The organism is Flagellimonas alginilytica, from assembly GCF_042134605.1.
Classification (GTDB): Bacteria; Bacteroidota; Bacteroidia; order Flavobacteriales; family Flavobacteriaceae; genus Flagellimonas; species Flagellimonas alginolytica.
The window spans coordinates 3,160,508-3,185,867 of record NZ_CP169638.1; the positions used below are offsets into that span (position 1 = coordinate 3,160,508).

20 protein-coding genes are annotated in these 25,360 nt (G+C 40.2%); 14 read left to right on the forward strand and 6 right to left on the reverse strand.

What is annotated here, in order from left to right:
• Positions 1-45 precede the first annotated feature (45 nt).
• The 8 genes from ABTP35_RS14155 to ABTP35_RS14190 all read left to right on the forward strand — a co-directional run bounded on the left by ABTP35_RS14155 (position 46) and on the right by ABTP35_RS14190 (position 9,609).
• On the forward strand, positions 46-1,032 hold the full coding sequence (locus tag ABTP35_RS14155; RefSeq protein WP_224837165.1) for an MlaD family protein: 987 nt from the start codon (positions 46-48) through the stop codon (positions 1,030-1,032).
• Positions 1,032-2,357: a (Fe-S)-binding protein gene (locus tag ABTP35_RS14160; protein ID WP_224837166.1), complete on the forward strand. Its 1,326-nt coding sequence runs from the start codon at positions 1,032-1,034 to the stop codon at positions 2,355-2,357. Before ABTP35_RS14155 ends, ABTP35_RS14160 begins: the two co-directional genes overlap by 1 nt.
• A 10-nt stretch (positions 2,358-2,367) precedes the next feature.
• Positions 2,368-3,159: a (Fe-S)-binding protein gene (locus ABTP35_RS14165; protein ID WP_252079556.1), complete on the forward strand. Its 792-nt coding sequence runs from the start codon at positions 2,368-2,370 to the stop codon at positions 3,157-3,159.
• A 47-nt stretch (positions 3,160-3,206) separates the two neighbouring features.
• Entirely contained in the window at positions 3,207-3,689 is a 483-nt protein-coding gene (locus ABTP35_RS14170; protein WP_293295473.1) for an ABC transporter ATPase, read from the forward strand.
• Positions 3,690-3,778: 89 nt separating this feature from the next.
• The gene (locus tag ABTP35_RS14175) at positions 3,779-6,691 is read left to right on the forward strand and encodes a glycoside hydrolase family 3 N-terminal domain-containing protein (protein WP_293295471.1); all 2,913 of its coding nucleotides are present in this window, start codon (positions 3,779-3,781) and stop codon (positions 6,689-6,691) included.
• A 30-nt stretch (positions 6,692-6,721) separates the two neighbouring features.
• Positions 6,722-7,864 carry an N-acetyl-alpha-D-glucosaminyl L-malate synthase BshA gene (bshA, locus tag ABTP35_RS14180; protein WP_224837170.1) on the forward strand — a complete coding sequence of 381 codons (1,143 nt, stop codon included), beginning with the start codon at positions 6,722-6,724 and terminating at the stop codon, positions 7,862-7,864.
• Positions 7,861-8,328 carry a hypothetical protein gene (locus ABTP35_RS14185; protein WP_293295469.1) on the forward strand — a complete coding sequence of 156 codons (468 nt, stop codon included), beginning with the start codon at positions 7,861-7,863 and terminating at the stop codon, positions 8,326-8,328. The genes bshA and ABTP35_RS14185 overlap by 4 nt, the downstream gene beginning before the upstream one ends.
• Positions 8,329-8,442: 114 nt before the next feature.
• Complete coding sequence (locus tag ABTP35_RS14190; protein ID WP_293295468.1) at positions 8,443-9,609, forward strand: OmpA family protein; 1,167 nt, start codon at positions 8,443-8,445, stop codon at positions 9,607-9,609.
• A 50-nt stretch (positions 9,610-9,659) separates the two neighbouring features.
• Here ABTP35_RS14190 and ABTP35_RS14195 read toward each other — a convergent pair whose 3' ends face one another.
• Both ABTP35_RS14195 and ABTP35_RS14200 read right to left on the reverse strand, forming a co-directional pair.
• Complete coding sequence (locus ABTP35_RS14195) at positions 9,660-10,301, reverse strand: acetyltransferase (protein ID WP_293295466.1); 642 nt, start codon at positions 10,299-10,301, stop codon at positions 9,660-9,662.
• On the reverse strand, positions 10,294-10,905 hold the full coding sequence (locus ABTP35_RS14200; protein WP_293295465.1) for a sugar transferase: 612 nt from the start codon (positions 10,903-10,905) through the stop codon (positions 10,294-10,296). The genes ABTP35_RS14195 and ABTP35_RS14200 overlap by 8 nt, the downstream gene beginning before the upstream one ends.
• A 644-nt stretch (positions 10,906-11,549) precedes the next feature.
• Here ABTP35_RS14200 and ABTP35_RS14205 point away from each other — a divergent pair.
• On the forward strand, positions 11,550-13,073 hold the full coding sequence (locus ABTP35_RS14205; RefSeq protein WP_293295463.1) for a fibronectin type III domain-containing protein: 1,524 nt from the start codon (positions 11,550-11,552) through the stop codon (positions 13,071-13,073).
• Positions 13,074-13,167: 94 nt separating this feature from the next.
• On the opposite strand, the gene ABTP35_RS14210 is transcribed toward ABTP35_RS14205, so the two are convergent.
• Together ABTP35_RS14210 and ABTP35_RS14215 are read right to left on the reverse strand one after the other, a co-directional pair.
• Positions 13,168-14,193 carry an ATP-grasp domain-containing protein gene (locus tag ABTP35_RS14210; protein ID WP_293295462.1) on the reverse strand — a complete coding sequence of 342 codons (1,026 nt, stop codon included), beginning with the start codon at positions 14,191-14,193 and terminating at the stop codon, positions 13,168-13,170.
• 10 nt (positions 14,194-14,203) lie between these two features.
• Positions 14,204-15,562, reverse strand: a complete 1,359-nt coding sequence (locus tag ABTP35_RS14215) for a CoF synthetase (protein ID WP_293295460.1) — start codon at positions 15,560-15,562, stop codon at positions 14,204-14,206.
• A 408-nt stretch (positions 15,563-15,970) separates the two neighbouring features.
• On the opposite strand from ABTP35_RS14215, the gene ABTP35_RS14220 reads away from it, so the two are divergent.
• Together ABTP35_RS14220 and ABTP35_RS14225 are read left to right on the forward strand one after the other, a co-directional pair.
• Positions 15,971-18,082: a fibronectin type III domain-containing protein gene (locus ABTP35_RS14220; protein ID WP_375334265.1), complete on the forward strand. Its 2,112-nt coding sequence runs from the start codon at positions 15,971-15,973 to the stop codon at positions 18,080-18,082.
• A gap of 82 nt (positions 18,083-18,164) precedes the next feature.
• Positions 18,165-19,544, forward strand: coding sequence for a tyrosinase family protein (locus ABTP35_RS14225; RefSeq protein WP_375334266.1), 1,380 nt, complete (start codon positions 18,165-18,167; stop codon positions 19,542-19,544).
• 59 nt (positions 19,545-19,603) lie between these two features.
• Here the strand turns inward: ABTP35_RS14225 and ABTP35_RS14230 are convergent, their stop codons facing one another.
• Positions 19,604-19,972, reverse strand: coding sequence for a heavy-metal-associated domain-containing protein (locus ABTP35_RS14230; protein ID WP_375334267.1), 369 nt, complete (start codon positions 19,970-19,972; stop codon positions 19,604-19,606).
• A 16-nt stretch (positions 19,973-19,988) separates the two neighbouring features.
• A complete protein-coding gene (locus ABTP35_RS14235) occupies positions 19,989-22,223 on the reverse strand; it encodes a carboxypeptidase-like regulatory domain-containing protein (protein ID WP_375334268.1) in 2,235 nt (744 codons plus the stop codon).
• Between the two features lie 182 nt (positions 22,224-22,405).
• Here ABTP35_RS14235 and ABTP35_RS14240 point away from each other — a divergent pair, with 182 nt between their 5' ends.
• The 3 genes from ABTP35_RS14240 to ABTP35_RS14250 all read left to right on the forward strand — a co-directional run bounded on the left by ABTP35_RS14240 (position 22,406) and on the right by ABTP35_RS14250 (position 25,349).
• Entirely contained in the window at positions 22,406-22,780 is a 375-nt protein-coding gene (locus tag ABTP35_RS14240) for a hypothetical protein (protein WP_375334269.1), read from the forward strand.
• Between the two features lie 41 nt (positions 22,781-22,821).
• Complete coding sequence (locus tag ABTP35_RS14245) at positions 22,822-24,210, forward strand: CoF synthetase (protein ID WP_375334271.1); 1,389 nt, start codon at positions 22,822-22,824, stop codon at positions 24,208-24,210.
• A gap of 68 nt (positions 24,211-24,278) precedes the next feature.
• Positions 24,279-25,349 carry an acyltransferase gene (locus ABTP35_RS14250; RefSeq protein WP_293295447.1) on the forward strand — a complete coding sequence of 357 codons (1,071 nt, stop codon included), beginning with the start codon at positions 24,279-24,281 and terminating at the stop codon, positions 25,347-25,349.
• Positions 25,350-25,360 lie beyond the last annotated feature (11 nt).

A 25,360-nucleotide genomic window follows, 5' to 3' on the forward strand; every position in this document is an offset into this window, starting at 1 on the left:
TGTAAAAATTATTCCTAATTTTGTTATAACCATAAACCGAATCTTTTGAAACTATCCAGGGAAGTAAAAACTGGGATTATCGTAGTTGCAGGTATCATAGCCTTTATTTTTGGGCTCAGCTACTTAAAATCCTCTCCGCTTTTTGAAAACAACAAAACTTTTTACGCCGTTTACGACAACGTTGGCGGATTGCAGCCTGGTACCCAGGTCTCCATTAACGGTTACAATGTAGGTAACGTTACCAGCATAAAGTTCAAGGATAGTTCAGGTAAGCTATTGGTCACCATATCCATTAACAATGAGTTCGAGTTCTCCGAAAACAGTGTGGCCGAACTTTTTGATACAGGGATAATTGGAGGTAAAGGGGTTCAGATCGTTCCGGTTTTTGATCAGGCACCCATGGCAAAATCTGGTGATACCTTAAAATCACAGATAAAACCAGGTTTAACAGAATTGGTCCAGCAGAAGCTAACACCACTCCAAATGAAGGTTGAGGGGGCAGTTTCCCATGCAGACTCTTTGTTGATGAACGTAAACCAAATATTGGATGATCCCACCAAGAATAAATTACAGGAAACCATAGTTTCTCTAAACGAACTGGTACGGGCATTTAAGGGCAGTGCCGATAATTTAAACGTATTGTTGGAGAATAATAAGACACAATTGGACAGCTCGTTAAAAAATGTGAGCAAAATAACCAGCAACTTTTCTCAATTATCCGATTCTTTGGTTAGTGCTGATTTGGGTGGAACCCTATCCGAATTCCAATCCACAGTGATAAAATTGAACGGTATTCTGTCGAAGATAGAAAATGGTGAAGGCTCTTTGGGTAAATTAAGTAAAGATGAAGCCCTTTACGATAATTTGGCTGCGGCATCAAGAGAATTGGATCTGCTTTTACAGGATTTTAGGTTAAATCCGAAGCGATATGTGAACGTTTCCGTTTTTGGCAAAAAGCAAAAGGAGTACACCCTTCCGGAAAACGACCCGGCAGAAGAAAATAACACAACTGAACAAAAAGAGAATCAATAATGGAATATTTGCCCAATATAGCTTTCGCAATAGCCCTAATTGTTGGAATTGGGTTTTTTGTGCGCAACGTTAAAAAATTGTCCAGGAACATTAAGCTCGGAAAAGATGTAGATGTTAGCGACAATAAACCACAACGTTGGAAAAATATGGCAAAAATAGCTTTGGGACAGACCAAAATGGTCGTTCGGCCCATAGCAGGATTACTGCATATTATCGTGTATGTCGGCTTTATCATTATAAATATAGAAGTATTGGAGATCATTCTCGACGGACTATTGGGCACCCATAGAATTTTTGCACCACTGGGTTCCATTTATAACTTTTTAATAGGGGCCTTCGAAGTATTGGCCCTTATGGTAATCGTAGCAGTGGTCGTTTTCTGGATTAGAAGGAACATAATCAGAATACAGCGATTTATAAAGCCCGAAATGAAAGGTTGGCCCAAAAAGGACGGAAACTTGATTTTGTATATAGAACTCGTTCTGATGGCCTTGTTTCTCACCATGAACGCTGCAGATTTTCAACTACAGCAACTCGGAGCGGAACACTACGCAAAAGCGGGCGCTTTTCCCGTGAGTCAATTTATTGCTCCCTTATTGCAGGGACTTTCGGAGTCGTCTTTGATCATGGTTGAAAGAACCGCTTGGTGGATTCATATATTGGGAATACTGGCCTTTTTAAATTACCTATACTACTCAAAACATTTACATATACTTTTGGCCTTCCCCAATACCTATTACGGAAAAGTAAGGCCACAGGGACAATTCAATAATCTGGCATCCGTCACAAAAGAAGTTAAGTTGATGATGGACCCCAGTGCGGACCCATTTGCCGCACCTGCAGAAGATGATTCGGCGGAACCGGAAAAGTTTGGAGCATCCGACGTAACGGATTTGAATTGGGTACAACTGTTAAATGCCTATACCTGCACCGAATGTGGACGTTGTACATCGGAATGTCCGGCCAATCAAACAGGTAAAAAATTGTCGCCCAGAAAAATTATGATGGATACACGCGACCGTTTGGAAGAAGTGGGTAAAATTATCGATGCGAACAAAGGGGAGTTTGTGCCGGATGGAAAACAATTGCTGGGCGATTACATCAGTCATGAGGAGTTATGGGCCTGTACAACCTGCAATGCATGTGTGGAAGCTTGCCCAGTAAGCATAGACCCATTGTCCATAATTGTGGAGATGAGACGATATTTGGTAATGGAGCAATCAGCAGCACCGACCGAATTGAACAATATGATGTCCAATATAGAAAATAACGGAGCACCATGGCCTTACAACCAAATGGACCGTTTAAACTGGGTTAACGAATAAATCTAAGACTATGAGCGAACAATTGAAGGTTAAGACCATGCAAGAGTTTATGGCTGAAGGCAAACAGCCCGAAATTTTATTTTGGGTAGGCTCCGCCGGTAGTTACGATGATCGTGCCAAAAAGATTTCCAGGGCCTTTGTAAAGTTATTGAACAAGGCAGAAGTTGATTTCGCTGTATTGGGCACCGAAGAAAGCTCTACAGGAGATGTGGCTAAAAGAGCAGGTAACGAATTTTTGTTTCAAATGCAGGCCATGATGAACATAGAATTGTTGAATGGCTACGAAATAAAGAGGATTGTAACCTGTGACCCGCACTCGTACAATACCATAAAAAATGAATATCCGGGACTTGGCGGTAATTACGATGTGGTCCACCATACCGAATACCTAAAGGAGTTATTGGACAACGGACGTTTACAAATAACCGGTGATGGGTACAAAGGCAAACGGATAACCTTCCACGATCCCTGCTATTTAGGACGGGCAAATTCCGTTTTTGATGCACCACGTGAAGTTCTGGCCAAAACCAATGCCGATTTAGTGGAAATGAAACGCCACAAAAAAACAGCCTTATGTTGCGGGGCAGGTGGGGCACAAATGTTCAAAGAGCCCGAAAAAGGCGATATGGATATTAATGTGATGCGCACACAAGACGCTTTGGAAACCAATCCAAATATTATTGCCACAGGTTGTCCATATTGCAATACCATGATGACGGACGGTATAAAAGCGCACGAAAAGGAAGATAGCGTAACCGTTATGGATGTGGCCGAACTGTTGGCCAAATCCCAAGGATTGTAAAATATTTGGATCAAGATAAGTTCAAGATCAATTTTTAGACAGAGAATATGCTAGTGGATTTTAATGAATTGCCAGATCATTCAAGAATTTGGATTTATCAGGCAAATAGGAGCTTTACAGAATCAGAGTTGGCCGAATTGGAAAATAGCATGGTGGATTTCCTCAAGGAGTGGACCGCTCATGGAAGTGATCTACATGCCGGTTTTGAGATCAAATACAAAAGATTTTTGATAATTGGGCTAGATCAGACCAATGCCAGCGCCTCAGGTTGCTCCATTGATGCCTCGGTACATTTTATCCAAAGTTTGGAGAAAAAATATAAAGTGGAATTGCTAGATCGGATGAATGTTTCCTTTAAGCAAGGTGAATATATTGCCTACAAACCTTTAAAGGATTTTAAAAAATTGGCCAAAGCTAAATCCGTGTCGGCGAACACCATCGTTTTCAATAATTTAGTTGCCACAAAACAGGAATATATTGAGAATTGGGAAGTCCCCGCAAGCGAAAGTTGGCATTCAAGATTTGTGTAGCCCTCTTAATTTATCTTAATTTTTATACTTTCCTCGATGAAATGCAATATTTTTATCGGTATTTAGTTCGAGTTTCAGACAAGAAATTTATGCGGATAACCCCTTACTTTCCCCTATTCCTATTGATTTGTTTACATGCCCATGGGCAGTATAATCCCCTAGTTGTCAAAGATTCTTTGGCTCAAAAGGCTTGGGTAGAAAACACGTATGCAAATTTATCGTTGGAAGAGCGTATTGGTCAGCTGTTTATGGCCAGTGTGGCATCCAATCAAAGCCAAGCTGCCACAGATAGGGTAAAAAATCTTGTGGAGGAACATGGTATTGGTGGGGTTATTTTTATGGTGGGCGGTCCCTTACAGCAAGCCAAATTGACCAACGATTATCAGGCTGTTTCCAAAGTTCCTTTGCTCATTGGTTCCGATGCGGAATGGGGCATGGCCATGCGTTTGGATTCCACTTATGCGTTTCCGTGGAACATGACATTGGGCGCAATACAAGATAGTAGTATAGTAGAACGTGTAGGTCAACAAATAGGAAAGCATGCAAAGCGTTTAGGGGTGCATATAAATTTTGCGCCCGATCTGGATGTGAACAACAATCCTAAAAACCCTATTATCGGAAATCGATCTTTTGGTGAAGATCCAAGAAATGTAGCGGAAAAAGGTAGGGCGTTTGTTCGGGGAATGGAGTCAATGGGGGTGCTCTCAAGTGGTAAACATTTTCCAGGGCATGGAGATACCGCTACCGATTCCCATAAATCTTTACCTGTGATCATGTCGTCGTTGGAACGTTTGGATTCCATTGAACTATATCCTTTCAAAAATGTGATGAAAAGTGGGCTTTCCTCAACAATGGTGGCCCATTTGAGTGTACCAAGTTTGGAAAACCGGGAAGGGCACCCTTCGTCGCTTTCCAAAAGTATAGTTACCGATGTCTTGCAGCAGCAATTGGGGTTTAATGGTTTGGTACTGACAGATGCCTTGAATATGAAAGCTGTTTCCCAATTTGCCCCCGAAGGTGAAGTTGAACTACAGGCCTTTTTAGCCGGAAATGATATGCTTTTAATGCCTGAAAATGTAGTCAATGCCAAGGAAAAGATTTTAGAAGCTTATAAAAAAGGGGACTTTTCGGAAGAACGATTGGCCAAATCCGTCAAGAAAATATTAATGGCCAAATACAAGGTGGGCCTCTACAATTACCAGCCTGTAGAAATGGAAAACTTGTACGAAGACCTGAACCATGTGGAGAATGATGTGGTTTATGAAAAAGCCATTGAGGGGGCCATAACGGTCGCTAAAAACAATTTTTCCCTAATGCCCATTAAAAAACTGGACAATAAAAAAATAGCATACATCCATTTTGGGGATGATGATGGTACACCATTTTATACCGCATTGAACCGATTTTATAAAGTTACCCATATCAAGGCCAAGGATATTGCGGAGTACAAAAAGGAATTGGCAAATTTTAATTTGGTGATCGTAGGGTTGCATAAAAGCAATGAGAGCCCGTGGAAGGGATATAAATTCTCTAAAAACGAACTGTTTTGGTTAGCAGAAATTTCCAGATTGCGGACCAGCAATACGATCTTGGCTCTGTTTGCACGACCATACGCGATGTTGGACGTCTTAAATTTAGATAAGGTGGACGGTGTAGTGGTGGGTTATCAGAATAGTGAGATTGCCCAAAAAAAAGTAGCGGAAGTCATTTTTGGAGCCATAGGAGCAACCGGAAAGTTGCCTGTATCCGCACACGATGAGTTTCCCGTGGGCACAGGGATCGATGTAAAACCAATACGGCGGTTGGGGTACAGTATACCTGAACGAGTGGGTATGAGTTCCGAAATGTTGGCAGAAGTGGATACCTTGGTGCAGCATGGGTTGGATTCGTTAATGTTCCCCGGGGCTCAAGTACTTGTGGCCCGCAAGGGTAAGGTTATCTACAACAAAAGTTTTGGAAAACCAACATACCGATCGGAAAAGGATATTACGGAAGAGTCCATTTATGATTTGGCATCATTGACCAAAATTCTTTCCACCTTGCCGATGATAATGAAAATGGAAGAGGAGGGAGAAATTGCTTTGAACGACACCTTCAAAGATTTGATTCCGGAATATGAGGATACGGAATTAAAGGATGTTACCGTTCTAAAGGCTCTATCCCACTACGGCAGATTGCCATCCTGGATTGCTTTTTATCTGGATACCTTAAATAAGGACCGTAAACCTTCCAACGAGTTTTACAGGCAAAACCCATCTGAAGCATTTCCGTACAAAGTAGCTGAACACCTGTACCTTACAAGATCATTTAAGGACTCAATTTATAACCGAATTGGAAGACAGAGCTTAAAATCCAATAGGTATAGGTATAGCGATATAGGGTATTATGTATTTAAAGAGTACATCGAAAAAAAACATAATCGACCCATAGATGAATTAGTGGATGAGTTTTTGTACACCCCCATGGGCTTGCAACGAACTACCTTTAATCCAATTAACAAATTTTCCAAGGACGAGATAGTTCCTTCGGAAGAGGACGATTATTTTAGGTACCAAACGGTTCAGGGCTACGTACACGACATGGGTGCGGCCATGCAAGGAGGGGTAGGAGGCCATGCCGGACTCTTTAGTACAGCGAACGAGGTGGCTAAAATAATGCAGATGTATTTACAGGGGGGATATTATGGTGGGGAACGTTTTTTTAATGCCCGTACCGTAAAACGGTTCAATACCTGCTATTTTTGTAATAAGAATGTAAGGCGTGGCGTAGGTTTTGATAAGCCGCAGTTGGAAGAGAAAGGGCCCACTTGCGGTTGTGTTTCCAGAAATAGTTTTGGGCACAGCGGTTTTACCGGGACCTATACTTGGGCCGACCCGGATGAGGAGATCGTATATGTTTTCCTGTCCAATAGAACCTACCCCACAGCGACCAATACATTATTGATAAAATCAGGACTGCGGACTCGAATTCAGCAGGCCATTTATGATTCCATTATCAATTAAGTTTTAAATATATTGACTTAGATTTGTCCTATGAAGATAGCTATTGTGTGTTACCCAACGTTCGGAGGTAGTGGAGTAGTTGCCACAGAGCTGGGTATTGCCCTTGCCGAACGAGGCCACGAGGTGCACTTTATCACCTACCGGCAACCAGTACGTTTGGAACTTTTGGGAAACAATATCCATTTTCATGAGGTGCATGTTCCGGAGTATCCCCTGTTTCATTATCAACCGTATGAGCTGGCATTGTCCAGTAAATTGGTGGACACCATCAAACTCCACGGAATAGAGCTATTGCATGTACATTATGCCATCCCACATGCCTATGCGGGTTATATGGCAAAAAAAATGCTTCAGGAATATGGTATTTTTATACCAATGATAACCACTTTGCACGGAACCGATATAACACTGGTGGGCAAGCATCCATTCTACAAGCCTGCAGTTACTTTTAGTATCAATAAATCCGATGTGGTCACCTCCGTATCCGAGGCCCTCAAAGAAGAAACCTTAAAGCTTTTTGATATTGAAAAGGACATTGAGGTCATCCCGAACTTTATCGAGAGCAAAAAGTACAGTAAGGATTATACCGACTGTCAACGCTCTATGATGGCGAAGGAAGACGAGAGGATCATAACGCATATCAGTAATTTTAGAAAAGTAAAACGGATACCCGACGTAATAAAGGTTTTTCATAAAATCCAAAAAGAGGTTCCCGCCAAATTGATCATGGTGGGTGAGGGCCCGGAAAAGGAAAAGGCAGAAGATCTTTGCGATAAACTAGGAATCAAGGATAAAGTGTTGTTTTTGGGAAACAGTAACGAGATAGATAGGATCCTTTGTTTTTCCGATTTATTTTTGTTGCCCTCGGAAACCGAAAGTTTTGGACTTGCGGCCTTGGAGGCCATGATCAATAAAGTAGCAGTGATCTCCAGCAATACGGGAGGAATTCCAGAAGTGAATATTGATGGCGTTTCCGGATTTTTGGCAGATGTGGGCGATGTGGATACCATGGCGGCCAAGGGTATTCAAATTTTAAAAGACGATGAAACCTTGGAGAAATTCAAGGAAAACGCCTTTAATGTAGCCTCCAAGTTCGATATTGTGCATATCTTGCCCTTGTACGAGGAACTTTATGAAAAAGCCTATAAATCACGTTTTAAGAACACCTTTTGACCATTAAGTATATTTATCTCATAGCAGTGGTTTGTTTGTTCTCCTGTAAAGCACAAAAGGAGGGGCATTCTCCCGTGGGTGAAAGATTAGAGCATATGGAGTTGGTGGATTTTGATAACCATAGTAACATAGAATACTACGAAAACACAATTATTACCGACAATAAATCGTTGCGCAAATACTACTCGCAAATTAACAAGACCCGAAAACCAGGACTTCCATTGCCAATTTTGGATTTTTCCTCGGAAATGGCCATTATTATATGCTTGGGCGAGCAAAATAATGAACGAAAACCAGTTTTGTCCAAGCTAAAAGAATCAGATCAGGCGATTACAATTGCTGTTGAGCTGATAGCAGAGGAAAAAGAGGATAAAATCGGGAAACAGCCCATTACCTATCCATTTTATCTATACAAAATGCCTTTGGTCGATAAAGCGGTTGTTTTTCAAAAGATTGATAATTAGGGTCTTCCAAAACCAATCTACTACTCATCGAAAATAAGCGCACTTAAAAGTGCAAAATTCGCTTTCTTATCACCTTGAACTAGCTTTGGGGCTGATAACCTCAAATCAATTAAAATGAACATTTTTAAACCTGCAATGATGGTCATTGCCATGAGTTTTTCTGCTTTGACCTTTGCCCAAGACCTTGAATTGACCAAAAGGGACAGCATAGTGCAAAGCTATTGGCTGGTGACCTTGGGTACCAACATTGTTGATGACTCCGGTGATGAGTTTGGTGAACTATTCGATTTAAGTGAAGGTTGGAACATGGTACCCTATCCATCTCGTGTAAGCGTAGGACGATATTTTAAGAATGGCCTTGGTTTGGAGGCTATTGGGTCGTACAACCGTTACAAAGAAGGCAAAATCGTGGATAATGTTGTAAATCCTGAAGATGTTGACTATTGGGGTCTCGATTTTAGGGTAAGCTACGATTTAAATATGATTTTGGGAGAAACTGGCTTTTTTGATCCCTATATCGGAATTGGCGCGGGGTATACCGATGCCAACAACCAAGGCAGGGGAACATACAACGCGGTTATTGGTTTTAGAACATGGTTTTCCGATCATTGGGGGCTGGATTTCAACTCAACGGGAAAATGGGCCATGGATACCGAAAATGCATCGAACCATATACAACATGCACTCGGTGTAGCTTATAGGTTCGAGGTAGAAAAGGGACTTTCTAGAAAAGGTCAAGAAAAACTGGCTTTATTGGAAGAGCTGGAAAAAGAACAACAACGTGTACAGGATTCTATTGCCGATGCAGAAGAAGCAAGACTATTGGCCGAGCGTTTGCAACGGGAAAAAGAAGCAGCAGAGTTGGCAGCTGCCGAAAAAGCCAAGAAAGAAGCGGAGGAGGCCAGAAGGGCAAAACTTCGCAACAAGATCAACAACTTGGGCAAAGTATACTTTAAACTCAATTCGTCCTACTTGACCTCAAAAGATAAGGAATTACTTGATGAATTGGTGGCCATTATGCAAGATGAGCCTAATTTGGCGATAAAGGTTTCGGCACATACCGATTCCAGAGGTACCAAAAAATATAATCAATGGCTTTCCGAAAGACGTGCCGAACGTACCGTTGAGTATGTAGTTTCCAAGGGCGTGTCCGCCGGTAGAATAAGTCATGATGCCTTTGGCGAGACCCAGTTGGTGAACGAATGTGAGGATGGTGTACGTTGTTCGGAAGAACAGCATTCCAAGAACAGGAGGTCGGAGTTTGAGATATTAAATTATTAGAATATCAATACTAACTATAAAAAACGCCCGGGAAATTCCCGGGCGTTTTTTTATTTTTTTTCAATGATTTTGGCTGGGTTTCCCACAACCGTAGTATGTGGTGCGACTTCTCGTATTACCACAGCTCCCGCCCCTATTAGACTGCCTTGGCCAACTTTGCCGATACCTGTCATGACCGTTGCACCAATACCTATATAAACATGGTCTTCGAGTTTTAAATTAGCGCCGACGTTTACACCGGACGACATAAAAACTCCATTTCCTATATCTACATGATGGCCTATGGTGGTCGCCATGTTTATCATAAAGAAATTCCCAATTTTTGTATGTGGCATAATTATGCTCCCGGACAAAATGTAACAAGCTTCGCCAAGCTCCACATCGGGCCCGATATCGGCATTTTTATGAATAAAACTTGGTATATTATAGCCTAGGGTCTTGCTTTCGGATAAATATTTCTCACGAATTTTGTTATCACCAATTGGACAGTATACATTTTGAATCCTACTTTTGAATTCTTTCTTTTTAAGGTCCTCAAAATTTCCTAAAACAGGTAAGTTTAAGATTTGTTTCTCGTGCAGCTTTGGATTTGAGTCGATGAAACCGATAATATTTATGCCGGCTTCCCTTAAGTATGATGCATAAATTTGACCATGCGTTCCAGCTCCTATAATTATTGAATTATTACCCATTGTTGTTTCCTGTAAATGGCTGCATGCCAATATTTTCGGTATCGTTGATATCTTTTCTTAGAAGAACTTTCTTTATGGTCAATATTACGATCTTTATATCAGTTAAGAAAGAAACGTTGTCAACATACCATACATCCAGTTCAAATTTTTTGTTCCAAGAGATTGCATTTCTACCGTTCACTTGAGCCCACCCTGTTATACCTGGGCGTGTTTTGTGTCTTTTTCGTTGTTCAGCATTATATAGTGGCAAGTATTTTGGCAATAAAGGTCTTGGTCCGATCAAACTCATTTCACCTTTTAAGACATTAAATAGCTGTGGTAACTCATCCAAGGATGTCTTTCTTATAAATCGCCCTACAGGAGTTATTCTTTCATGGTTTGGCAAAAGCTCTCCGCTTGCATCTTTTTTATCGTTCATTGATTTGAACTTTATCAATTTGAAAAGCTCTTCATTTTTGCCGGGTCGTATCTGGGTAAAGAAGGGTTTGCCATTGTTTGAGAAAAACAGAAAAATGGTAAGAAACAAAATAATTGGCGATGCTAAACAAATGAGCAAAAACGAAACCGAGAAATCGATTAATCTTTTAAAGAAATTGGCATACATATGTTTAGTGTTGATGGTTAGCTGTCCTAAATGGAAAAAACAAAAGTATCCCAAAGTAATTTATAATAAAAATCCAATTCCATTGAGTAAAGGCGGAAATTGTTCCCTTGGTTTCTTTTTGATAGAAAGGAGCTTGATGTAATTCAGTATTCTAGATTTTTGTCTTTGACCTGCAAAACAACAAAAAGAGAATTATATAAAATGCACCGGTGATGTTTTTATGTAAATATTCTTTTTCCAAAATTGTGGATGTATTTTGGCTATCCCCATATATCAAAGGGGATTGATCAATAGAGAGAGGCATTTAAAACAAACTATAACCTGATGGTTAAATATAACAAAATCAAATATTTAAGGTGATTTAGATATTAAAAACTATTGAAGTGTGTTTCTTTTGAGATTAGAATTGTCAAATCCGTAATAGAATAATGGAAGATGCGAAAAAAATGTCGTTTCACCCCGATTCCATACCATTTTCAAAGGTTGATGAATCGAAGAAGTAGGACCTAAATATAGTCAATTGTTCACTCATAGCGTTTTTTTGCGTTTCATCGATATTTTTTATTAAAAAATATGGACTGCGTAGCGATAGGTATATTTTTGTATTATCCCCCTTTTGTGTTAACCTAAAAACCTCTATTTCAATGCCTAAAAAATTACTTTTAATTTTAATGCTTTTTGGAGCATCAAACGTATTTGCTCAAAATTTATATATTGATTCCAATGCTGCTTCACCAAACAATGAAGCAAATACGACCACCGGTTGGTCAGGTTCTGCTTTGTTATTTTCTGACAATACTGATCCACAATCTGGACTTTTTGCAATAAGGGCGGAATCCAATGGCAATAATGGTACTTTTGTTCAGTATTCATTTAATGCTGTTGCAGGGCAAGATTATACAATATCTATCTGGGCTAGGGAAGGTGACCAATCCAATCAACCAGCTTTTGCCAATTGGCAAGGGGTAAGTGGGTTCAGTACAACCAATATTTTGGGTAGTACTTGGACAGAATATGTTTTTGATATAACAGCGACTTCTAACAATCCGGTTATCAGAGTGTATACCAGCCCTTGGGTAGCAAGACTTCAAGCTGGCAATGCGGTTTTATTAGACAATATATCCATTCTCCCCGAAGGAGTGGGAGCTGAGGACACGGAGGCACCGAGTGCCGTGACGGACGTATCGTCCTCCAACACGACATCAACGGGCACACAACTTAATTGGAGCGCGTCCACGGACAATGTGGGGGTGACCAACTACGAGGTGTTCCAAAATGGGGTGAGCATCGCCAACACGGGTACGGCCACGACCTTTACCGTTACCGGTTTGAGCGCCAGTACGAGTTACGATTTCACGGTATTTGCCGAGGATGCCGAGGGGAACGTATCGGCAATTGGGAATACGGAGACAGTTGTGACAGGTGCCGCTGCGGACACGGAGGCACCGAGCGCCGTGACGGACGTATCGTCCTCCAACACGACATCAACGGGCACACAACTTAATTGGAGCGCGTCCACGGACAATGTGGGGGTGACCAACTACGAAGTGTTCCAAAATGGGGTGAGCATCGCCAACACGGGTACGGCCACGACCTTTACCGTTACCGGTTTGAGCGCCAGTACGAGTTACGATTTCACGGTATTTGCCGAGGATGCCGAGGGGAACGTATCGGCAATTGGGAATACGGAGACAGTTGTGACAGGTGCCGCTGTTGACACGGAGGCACCGAGTGCCGTGACGGACGTATCGTCCTCCAACACGACATCAACGGGCACACAACTTAATTGGAGCGCGTCCACGGACAACGTTGGGGTGACCAACTACGAGGTCTTCCAAAATGGGGTGAGCATCGCCAACACTGGGACCACAACAAATTTTAATGTTACGGGACTATCTCCAAGTACAATGTATAATTTTATGGTCACTGCCGCCGATGGTGCAGGTAATATTTCAGGGCCAGGAAATACCGTATCGATAACTACAGCGGCGGAAGCTGATACCGAAGCGCCAAGTGCAGTTTCAGATTTAGCGGCAGCTGGTACAACTTCAACGTCGACCACGCTCTCGTGGTCTGCTTCTACGGATAATGTAGGAGTTACAAATTATGAAGTGTTCAGGGATGGTACGAGTATTGGAAATACAGCATTCCAAGAACAGGAGGTCTGAGTTTGAGATATTAAATTATTAGAATATCAATACTAACTGTAAAAAACGCCCGGGAAATTCCCGGGCGTTTTTTTATTTATAAATTAGGAAAGAATCACCACTTCTTAATAGGCATTAATCTGTCATATTTGGAGAACATTAGACCGGCTTTAAAATTATTATATTTATCGATTTCGGTATCTCCTTTTAACCAAGAAATATAAATAGCAGGGGTGTTAATACCAGATTCATGGGAGAAAGGATATCCTCCACCAAATCTTGGGTTCATTTCCAAATAGTATATCTTGTCTCCACTCACAAAAAAGTCACAATCCATATTTCCAATATGACCTGTTTTATCACCAATTTTTTTTGCGATAGTAGAGAATTCGCTGTTGATTATGGATAAAGCTTTATCGGTTTCGCCCGATCGCATTGCCATTTTCTTTCTTACGAATGATCCATAATAATTTCCTTCAAAATCGTTTAGAATATCTATACCATATTCATCTCCCTTTATTTTTTCTTGGATAATGATACTTTTCTCAAGATCTTCAGAACTAGCATTTTTCAAAATGGATTTTTGGACTTTTATCCGTTGTAATTGATAAGCCAACTGCAATTCTTCATCATTTTCAACAATATCTATAGCTATTGATGCACTGCCCCACCTTGGTTTGATTATTAAAGGAAACTCAAGTTCATCTTGATTAAGAGCCTCTCTAACACTTTCTAAGGTAAGATATGTTTTAGGGGTTCCTACGCCCAACTCTTTAAAAAAGATAAAGGTTTTCCATTTGTCAAATGCGATATCGATTATTTTTGGATTGGAAACAAGGACCTTTGTGCCCAACGATTCTAAAACGTCTTTATGTTCTGCCAATATGGGCAGTTCCAGGTCGTTAAGTGATATTATAGCATCCACTTGGTAGTCATTGACCAATTCTTTTAAGTTTTGGATATATTCATCACTATAAATCGAAGGTACTTGGATGGCTATATCTGCATCAACCATTGCTGGTGCGGATAGTTGGTTGTCTGCGGCGATTACCTTTCCATTACCATTTAAGGCCTCTTTGAAATAATTTATGAGGTAGTTACGACGACCTGCACAAGTGAATAGGATAGTGGTTGGATTCATTGGTTATATGCTATATGATTGTAGATGTTTTATTTTGCTTGTTTTTTTCGGATTCCATCAAAAGGTTGCGTGTCAATTTCCTTTTTTTAGAGTTCAGCAAAGGTATTTCATTTACATACTCTAAAGTAATTTCCGCGGTATTTCCTAATAGTAACTTAAGTTCTTTTAATAATTGCTCTTCTTTTGTACTGGTGTAATTGGAGTCTACGTTCAACTTGACCGTATACGTTATTTGACCCGTTTGTATATATTGTATCTGGTTTATTTCCGAAAATTTAGGCAAGAACCCCATAAATGCATAGGGACTGATCATTGCTCCAGATGTGTTCTTTAAGATGTCGGTTTTTCTTCCTTCTACGGTTTTCAAAACTGGGAACGGATAATCTGGCACCATCATCATAGCGCCCACATCCCCAGTATCATAACGTATCATGGGCGTTGCGTGGTTATAAAGGTCGGTTACGACAATTCTTCCCAATTCTCCGTTCTTTACCGGCTCATCTTTATCAAAATCCAGTATCTCCACTATATAACTAGCCCAATTCACAACAAAATGCTCACTGTCCATATCCTGTTGGGCAATAATTCCATTTTCAAAGTTGGAATAGCGGGAAACCATTGGGGAGTTAAAATAATACCACATTCTACTGCGAACGTGTCTTGGAAGGTTTTCGGACATTCCAATAATTGATTTCACATTGCATTTCAGTGGTCTTGACTCTATTTCATCCAAATAATCGCATATTTTCTCCAAGGCGGACGGATATCCTAGCCAGGCTTTTGGCGATTTATCACTTTGCAGCTTAAGAAGCAAACTATTTATATATTCCGGAGATAGATCTTCTACATCAATTTGTTCAATATTTTGCAGGAAAGAGGATAGTTTCCCTTTTTTCAAAGTTTTGCTCCAAAGACGGACATAAAGCAATTTATCTCCTAGGGTATAACCTGATTTTTTGGCAAAGAACAGGGTATCGGCAGTATTTCTGTTTCTTTTTCTCTGAGTTTGCCACAAGGTAAATGGAGTCCCGGTGGAGCCACTGGTGAATACCTTGTACAACTTTTCACCAGCGGTATTTTTTATTAAAAGATTGTCCAGGTTGTTTTTTACAATATTTTTGTTCACCACGGGAAATTGATCCAGTGATGAGTATCCTTTTAAACTTTTATAATAATGGGAATTGTTGACTGCCTTGTCCAACAACTTTTTTAAAGGTAAATGGTTTTTTTCTTTCAATGATTCAAAAGAATCCAACGAGAATGAATGTTCAATATCGTTTAAGTCCCGTTTAATTTTACTACCTTTTACTACATCTAGCATCCAAAATGCAGCGTATCGCATCTGATTTAGGAAGTTGTTCTTTTCCATGGGTTAAGGTTATTTAAGACAAGGGTGTATATATGAAAGCATTTAGTTTAAGTACCGGACAAGTATACGTACAATATTCTGAAACAAAACATGGGTAAATGTCACTTTTAAGCCCAAAAATATAATGTTCCAACGTATTGACAAGACCTTTTTAGGTTAAACATTCTAGTATTATCATCTTTAACCCAAACGTATTCTTGATAAAAAAATTATCATTTTATCCTAACGTTTGAGCGGGTTATAAATTTTTAAAACCTAGATGAATAAATTGGTAGCTGAGGCTAAGGTTCACTCATAGCGTTTTTTTGCGTTTCATCGATATTTTTTATTAAAAAATATGGACTGCGTAGTGATAGGTATATTTTTGTATTATCCCCCTTTTGTGTCAACCTAAAAACCTCTATTTCAATGCCTAAAAAATTACTTTTAATTTTAATGCTTTTTGGAGCATCAAACGTATTTGCTCAAAATTTATATATTGATTCCAATGCTGCTTCACCAAACAATGAAGCAAATACGACCACCGGTTGGTCAGGTTCTGCTTTGTTATTTTCCGACAATACTGATCCACAATCTGGTCTTTTTGCAATAAGGGCGGAATCCAATGGCAATAATGGTACTTTTGTTCAGTATTCGTTTAATGCTGTTGCTGGACAAGATTATACAATATCTATTTGGGCTAGGGAAGGTGACCAATCCAATCAACCAGCTTTTGCCAATTGGCAAGGGGTAAGTGGGTTCAGTACAACCAATATTTTAGGTAATACTTGGACAGAATATGTTTTTGATATAACAGCGACTTCTAACAATCCGGTTATCAGAGTATATACCAGCCCTTGGGTAGCAAGACTTCAAGCTGGCAATGCGGTTTTATTAGACAATATATCCATTCTCCCCGAAGGAGTGGGAGCTGAGGACACGGAGTCACCGAGTGCCGTGACGGACGTATCGTCCTCCAACACGACATCAACGGGCACACAACTTAATTGGAGCGCGTCCACGGACAATGTGGGGGTGACCAACTACGAGGTGTTCCAAAATGGGGTGAGCATCGCCAACACGGGCACGGCCACGACCTTTACCGTTACCGGTTTGAGCGCCAGTACGAGTTACGATTTCACGGTATTTGCCGAGGATGCCGAGGGGAACGTATCGGCAATTGGGAATACGGAGACAGTTGTGACAGGTGACGCTGCGGACACGGAGGCACCGAGCGCCGTGACGGACGTATCGTCCTCCAACACGACATCAACGGGCACACAACTTAATTGGAGCGCGTCCACGGACAATGTTGGGGTGACCAACTACGAGGTGTTCCAAAATGGGGTGAGCATCGCCAACACGGGCACGGCCACGACCTTTACCGTTACCGGTTTGAGCGCCAGTACGAGTTACGATTTCACGGTATTTGCCGAGGATGCCGAGGGGAACGTATCGGCAATTGGGAATACGGAGACAGTTGTGACAGGTGACGCTGCGGACACGGAGGCACCGAGTGCCGTGACGGACGTATCGTCCTCCAACACGACATCAACGGGCACGCAACTTGATTGGAGCGCGTCCACGGACAATGTGGGGGTGACCAATTACGAGGTGTTTCAAAATGGGGTGAGCATCGCCAACACGGGAACCACAACAAATTTTAATGTTACGGGACTAACTCCAAGTACAATGTACAATTTTATGGTCACTGCAGCCGATGGTGCAGGTAATATTTCGGGGCCAGGAAATACAGTATCGATAACTACAGTGGCGGCACCTGATACCGAAGCGCCAAGTGCAGTTTCAGATTTAGCCGCGGCTGGTACAACTTCAACCTCGACCACACTCTCGTGGTCTGCTTCTACGGATAATGTAGGAGTTATAAATTATGAAGTGTTCAGGGATGGTACGAGTATCGGAAATACAGGCACCTCTACCACACTGACTGTGAATGGACTTACACCGGATACAAGTTATAACTTTACGGTTTTCGCCGAAGATGCTGCAGGCAATACGTCCAACAGCAGTAATACAGCTGCAATTGTGACATTGGTAGGAACGGGAATAACCGATTATACTTCTGAAAATGCCAATCTGAATACAGTGGATTGGGCTGCAAGGGATTTATTTGCGGACAGAAATGTTGGAATTGGAACAACGGATACACAAGGTTATAGGCTGGCCGTTGCGGGAAACATGATTGCTGAGGCGGTTAGAGTTGAACTGCAGGTAAACTGGCCCGATTTTGTTTTTAATAAAGACTATGACCTCCCACAATTGGAAAAAATTAAGGCCTTTATAGCATTGAACGGGCATTTACCAAATATACCAAGTGCCAAAGAAGTTGAAAATTCCGGCATAGATCTAGGCTCCATGGATGCCAAGCTTCTCCAAAAAATTGAGGAGTTGACCTTGTATTTGATAGAGCAAGATTCAGAAATCGAAAAATTGAAAGAGGAAAACGAAAAAATGCAGCTTCTTTTAAAAAGAATGGATAGACTTGAATCCAAATTGAATTCCAAGTCAAATAATGAGTAAAAGTAATACTGTTGTCTATAAAAAAAATGATACTCGAGCAAACTATTGAACAAGTGATATAACCCCAGCACTTTAAAAACTTATGAAAAAAAAATACCTAAAAATTAGCATCGTTATATTGGTCCTGTTGGTGCAGAATATTTCTGGACAAAGTATCAGGAAAAGTTTTGATGAAATGTCTGATTATGAGATAACGGAGCTTGTAGATGCCTTTTATGAGCTTAGGAACGGTCCAGATCTTATGAATGACTTGGCCAATTTCCACGGCCAGTTTTTCAATTTTGATAATACGATGGACCCGACCCGGTTAGATCTCCATTTTAACCTTCCTGATGAGCCAGAAAGGGAAATATTTCTTGCTTGGCACAGAAGAATGATCTTTGAACTGGAACAGGCCATGCAAGAGATAAATCCGGATATTAGCCTTTGTTATTGGGACTCGTCCATATATCAATCTCCCAACGACCCACTATGGGATGAAACTTTTTTGGGAAGTTTTGATGCAAATTGGGGATTGAATAGAAATTTGGGAGGAAATGGACCATTGCCAACGGTAACAGAAGTTTCTAACTTAATGGGCATGTCTGATTTTTATCAATTCTCCAATATACTTGAGAGAGATGCGGTACACAGAGGAGTACACGTTTGGACCGGAGGACCGATGAATTCTCCATTGTCTCCAAGGGATCCGGTGTTCTTTATCCACCATTCGTTTGTGGATAAGGTTTGGCAGGAATGGGAAACTATTTATCAAAGCTCTTCCTTTATGCCCACATCTATGTTGAGATACGATGGAACTTATGTTTTTGATGGAGAAACCTTGGCTTCCGTAGACCCTAACGACATTACCGATGCTAGAGTTTATGGAGTTTTTTATGCAGAAAATGGGCTGGCACAGTTAGATAACTACATTGTTAGCAACACCTATAATCCCGAGGAAGTGTTTTATTATCAATTTAATATAGAGGCAGGCAACAATTTTATTGTACCCTCTGGAGCAGCGGCAAGAATGGCATCTTTAAACGAGATAAACCTTACACCTGGTTTTGAAGCTTCTGCTGGCTCCTCTTTCGAAGCATCGATCGATGACCAAAACGCAAACCTTGGCAATAGGCGTAGTTTATTGGCAAAAAGAGACAATAAACCATATCCACACTCAGAAATGCTCTACACGGAGATAGTCTGGGAAGAAGGAGGGGATTTATTGGATGATAAACCTATTATCATAACTGCGGCACCTAATCCATTTACAGAAAAAATAACAATAAAACTTAACGAACGTAAAGATTGTGTTATCGAAGTCTTTAATATGATGGGTATGTTGATAAAGGAGGAAGCTTTCCAGAACACCGATACCATGGTTATAAAAAACCTATATGGTCTGGCCAATGGATTCTATGTTATTCGGGTTACCGATGCCAATGGGGAGATTCTTGTAGTTAAAAGAATTATTAAAATGTAGAAGGAACAGTTTGTTCATAAAAAAAGGGGCCAAAGGCCCCTTTTTGTTTTATAAGTGGATTACTGATTGTGATTTCCATGATCCATATGGATAGTGGAAGGATCTCGGTACTTACAGCAATCTGGTAGTTTATTGTATACAGAATCCGGTGCTGTAAAACCTTCGGAATCATGTCCTACCTCCGCAATTCTTTTTTGAATATTGGGTATGGTTACTTTTCGTTCATCGATAATGGCCTCAAAGAGCTTGGTTTTGGAGTTCCACGTGGCGAACTTCACACCTTTTAGCTTAACAGCGGCTTTTTCGATTCTAGTTTTGCACATCCCACAATTCCCCTTTACTTCAAAGCTAACGGTCTTGTTTTTGTCCTGCGAATGGCCAATGGCCATAAAGAACAGTGCAATACAGGTGATTAAGGTTGTTTTCATTATGTCAATTTTTGTATTATATCTTAAATCTAAATCCTACATAGTACAGACTTTCTAGTACGGGACCATATAAAATAGTACTGTCAAAATAAGTGCCAAATGGGTCGGAACTGGATAGAATTGGGTCGGGTTGTGTAAAATTACCGATATTTTCTCCTCCAACATATACTTCGAACTTATTGGATAGGACACGGGTGATCTGTGCATTGAACAAATTGTAGGACGTAGACCATTCTGCAAGTTGAAATTCCTCGGGATTGGCATTTGTATTGGGCAATCGCTGTCTTCCCAACCAATTGCCGGTAACATCGAACCGCCATTGTTTTTCTGCTATTTTTAGGGTTTCATAGCTCAGGTTTACAAAAAACCTATAATTGGGCTGAAGAGGTTTTTCAAACGTACCGCTTCTATATTCCGTGGCAACATCAAAATATTTATAGGTCGTTCTTAAATGAAGATCTTGCAATATCTCATAATTCAAATCTACTTGTACACTGTTGGAAAAACTTTCTCCTTCAAGATTGTAAAATGCAATTTCTCTGGCATTTTCCCAATCTACCACTACCTGTTCATCAAATTGGGTCCTATAATAATCCATGGAAAACTCCAGGACCCTGTTCCATAAGTAGAGTTTTTGAATAAAGCTTACTCCATAGTTCCAAGCTTTTTCTGGCTGAAGGCCATAATAGTTTCCATTGGTACCATCAATAACAATTTGTCTGGAAGATGCGAACAATTGCTGGTTCTCTGCGAAAATATTGGCGCCCCGTATGCCACGTCCAAAAGAAGCCCTAAAACTGGCCTTGTCCCAGAGTGAATATCTTAAGTGCAATCTTGGAGTAATAAAAGTGCCCAAGTTGTTATGCCTGTCCGCTCGTAGTCCTGCTACAAAACTTAGACCTTCCAGACTATCGTAGGTATACTCAAAAAAGGCTCCCAATGAGTTGTCGTACCGTGTAAAAGGAGTATTGTTCACGTTCTCCTCGAACCCATCATAAGTTAGGCTCACCCCGGTTTTGAACTTGTGCTGGGTACTGCCGATTATACTATTGAAAATAAGGTTGGAGTAAAAAGAACGATGATTGATGTCGTACTGGTTCAATCCATAAAAAGAGTTTTGATCATGCGCACTGTAGGCCGTTTGGAACCCAAAACTTTGATAGGGTAGATCGGGAAAAACATATCCCGTCTTTGCCGAGATATCCAGCCGCGAAGTTTCGATTTCACTTCCCCAGGCATTTGTGGTCAATTTATCTCCATCTATATTAAAATCTGTTTGCCCCAGCTCTTTGGTGTCCGAGAGGTACTGAATATTGGCATAACTTACCCATCCGCTTTCGGGATCCATAAACTGCCACCGGTTCATAAAATTTATTTGTCGGGCCAATGGAGTGTCGTAGAAAGAATCGTCATTATTATCTATATACCCATTTCTAAGATTTGCATGTATATAAAGCCCGACCCCCAGATCGTCAGTAATATTGTGGTTCAACCGTGTGTTGAATTCGTAACGTTCAAAATTGTTGGCGTAAAAATTAAGGAAGAATCGTTTATCCGTCAATGGTTTTACGAGTTCGCTATTGATATGCCCGGATATACTTTCAAACCCGTTCAGAACGCTTCCCGCGCCTTTGGTGATCTGTATGCTTTCTATCCAGGAACCTGGGATAAAAGAAAGTCCAAATACTTGTGAAGCCCCTCTTATGGATGGCATATTTTCTTGGGTGAACATTAAGTAAGGACTATTTAGCCCTAGCATTTGTATCTGTTTGGCCCCAAGAACAGCATCGGAAACATTCACGTCTACCGCCGGGTTGGTTTCAAAACTTTCGGAAAGGTTACAACAAGCCGCCTTTAGCATTTCACGACTATCTACCGATACCACATTTTGAACTTTGAAAAGTGATTTTTGTATTGGTGCAACTTCTTTTTCAACCACTACCTCGTCCAAAACTACATTGGGGTAGAGTACAATGTTACCAAGATTAGGCCGGTTAACAGGAATGGTGTCCGAACGGTAACCCACCGAGCTGACCACCAACCGCCGTATGTTTTTTTGGTATGGCGTGCTAAACTTTCCGTCGAAATCCGTAGTTGTACCAATTGTACTGGATAACCAATATACGTTGGCATTGGCAATGGGTATGGTCTTGCCTTTTTCGTTGAACTCCAAAACCTTGCCTTGTACTTGAAACTGGGAAAAACCGGATTTTAAGGCAAATACAAAAAAAAGAAAAAATAGTTGTCTCATTTGGAGAGGGGCTATCTACATCCCAAATCTACATTATTAGTGGGGCATTTGGATCATTGGCCCCTAATTTTTTAAACTGGATGTAGTTCATAGATTTTTTTGGAAGTTAACAGAATATAGCCACGGTTTGAAATGCGATAAACTACTTTTAAAGTTAGTTTTAAGAAAGTTTTATATCTGGTATGGGTACAATAAAAGCTGCGGTTATATTTTTATGTCTGGTTTTTCTAGGTAGCTCAAAAAAGTGTAAAGCGGTTGAAGGTTTAAGACAGGTAACAACACATATCCGTATTATAAACCATACTCCGTATAAACTTACAGATGTTTCTATATTTTCTATGGGTTTTAAGGATTTAATGCCTAAAGATACTACAGGCTTCAAAGCTCTTAACTTTAATCAACTAGAGGATAATGATATGATCTATTGTGTTTGGGATGGTCGGAGGCTAGGAAGATATGTGCGATTTCCCAATCATAAAGAAAAATTCATAACGTATCATTTGGATAGTATTGATCATGGAATCCTATATGTTAGTTCAGATATGGAAAATAAATAATATATCACTAAAAGCCCCCTTAAATTTAAACCGATGGATCAATGACAAAAATTTTGGAAAATTTCAGGAATTTAAGCTTCTGGCTTCTAGATGCCTTAAAGGGCGGGCATGTGAGAAAACACTACAAAGAAATACAATGGGTCTTGGAAAATCCACAATCCCAAAAAACCGAACAAATAAAAGTTCAAAACCTACAAAATCTTTTGAGGCATTCAATAAGAACAGTACCATTTTACCATCATATTCCAGAGACCACTTTGGAACTTAAGGGATTTCCAATAATCGATAAACAGACCGTAAGGGAGAATTTTCCAAATTTTAGGAGTAGCCTTCACTTAAAAGGTTATAATCACGAAGTTACCACCAGTGGTTCAACAGGTAAACCTTTTAAAATATTGCACAATAAAAATAAGAGAAATCGTAATACCGCGGACACTTGTTTTTTTGCAAATAGAGCTGGCTTCAAATTAGGTTCCAGACTATATTATTTAAGATTGTGGGACAAACAATACAAAAAGAACCAATTGTTGACCCAAATTCAAAATATAGCGGCTTACTCTGTTGATGATCTAACGGATGAGAATTTACGCAAACTCGTAACTGAATTGGAAAGCGATAAGTCCAACAAAAGTATTTTGGCTTATACTTCTGCTCTCGGTACAGTCTCAAAATATGTAGAGGAAAAGCTTGGAAGACCACTGAACTGTAAATTTGATTCGATTATTTCAATAGCCGAAGCATTGAATCCAGATGTAAAACAAAGAGCTCAGAAGTATTTGGGCGCTGAGGTAATATCGCGATATTCCAACAGTGAAAATGGCATATTGGCGCAGCAGCGAGTGAATAGTGCATCCGACAATTTTGAGATAAATTGGGCCAGCTACCACATTGAGATTTTGGACTTGTACGAGGACAAGCCTGCGGCACCCGGTGAGAGCGGTAGGATAGTAATTACAGACTTCTTCAACTATTCCATGCCTATAATTAGGTATGATACCGGTGATGTTGGTGTAGTGGAGTTTGATGAGGAAAGCCAAGCCATGGTTTTCACTAAAATTGAAGGTCGGAAAATGGATATGTTCACCAATACCAGAGGTGAGCACATATCATCCCATATTATACATCATATTTTACAATTCAATGGAATTGAGCAATTTCAATTTGTTGAAGAAGAAAATGGGGAGTACACTATAAAATTGAAGGTGTCGTCCAAATACGATCGAAACGACGAAGGAAGGATTCGTAACCAATACTTGGAGTATTTTGGAGAGGACGCTATTATACATGTGGAATATGTAGAGGATATACCCCTTTTGCCATCCGGGAAACGAAAACTAGTTGTGAACAAAGCTATTTTGGGAAACGGCAAGGCTAAGGCAAGAACAAATATTGAAACGAACCGGCTAGAAAAGCAACACGTTGATGCTTAGGTAACGTTTTTACACTCGATTTTTACGAACTTGCTCATGAGCTGTACTTTTTAACCCCAATCCAGCCCATGAAAAAGAGAATCAAAAATTTAGATTCATTAAGAGGGTTTCTGGCAATACTGGTATTATTGTACCATTTGCCTCTTGTCTCAAGAGCAGTCGGGCTCCCTCATTTTAACGACTTACCTATATTTCATCGTGGTTACCATGCTGTTGCCGTATTTTTTTGTCTTAGTGGCTATTTGATCATAGGCCTTTTATATGATGAGAATAAAAGGACCGGGGCTATTGATATAAAGAACTTTTATGTAAGAAGGGTATTGAGATTATATCCTGTTTACTATTTGGTCATGCTTTTTGGCTTTTTCTTCTACCACTATTTGCTGCCCACTTTCAATGTGCCATTTCAAATTAATTACGATTTAAACCAGGGATTATTGCTTTGTATTGGATTTCTGCCCAATGTTTTTGCAAGTCTTTACGATCCGGGTTCCATACTTTCCATTTTATGGTCCATTGGTATTGAAGAACAATTTTACCTGATCATCGCCCCAGTTTTGTTCACCATACCATTATATAGGTATTCAAAATATTTATTGATTTTTACCCTTGTATATTTTATCGCATTTCACATCGAGACCCTCTCTTTCTTAATGGAATTTGGATTTTTTTACTTTTTTATGTCGATGGGCGGCTTACTGGCTGTTTGGGAGCGAAAAGGGTATTCGATTGCTTTTAAGTCTTTTACGATGCGCATATTGGTTTACTTCATATTTGCCATGCACTTCACCACCGATTTATTTCAATTTGAAAATGTGGTGGTACAAAACGGGTTCGAACTTGTATTGTTTAACCTGCTCATTGTTAATTTAGCAAACGATGATAGGATTACGTTAACATCCAAATTCGCGAATTATCTGGGGAGAATATCGTATGGAATTTATATGTACCACATGATTGTAATCAATTTTGTACTGTTCTTGTTTTTGGAAATCCAAAAGCGAGTGACACTGGATACTTGGACAACAGTATTAATGACCAATGTGATTGCCATACTATTGACTATCTTAATGTCCCATATTTCCTATAAATACTTCGAGCTCTATTTTTTAAAGCTCAAGAAAAGATTCAGAAAGTAGGTGATAAGGAA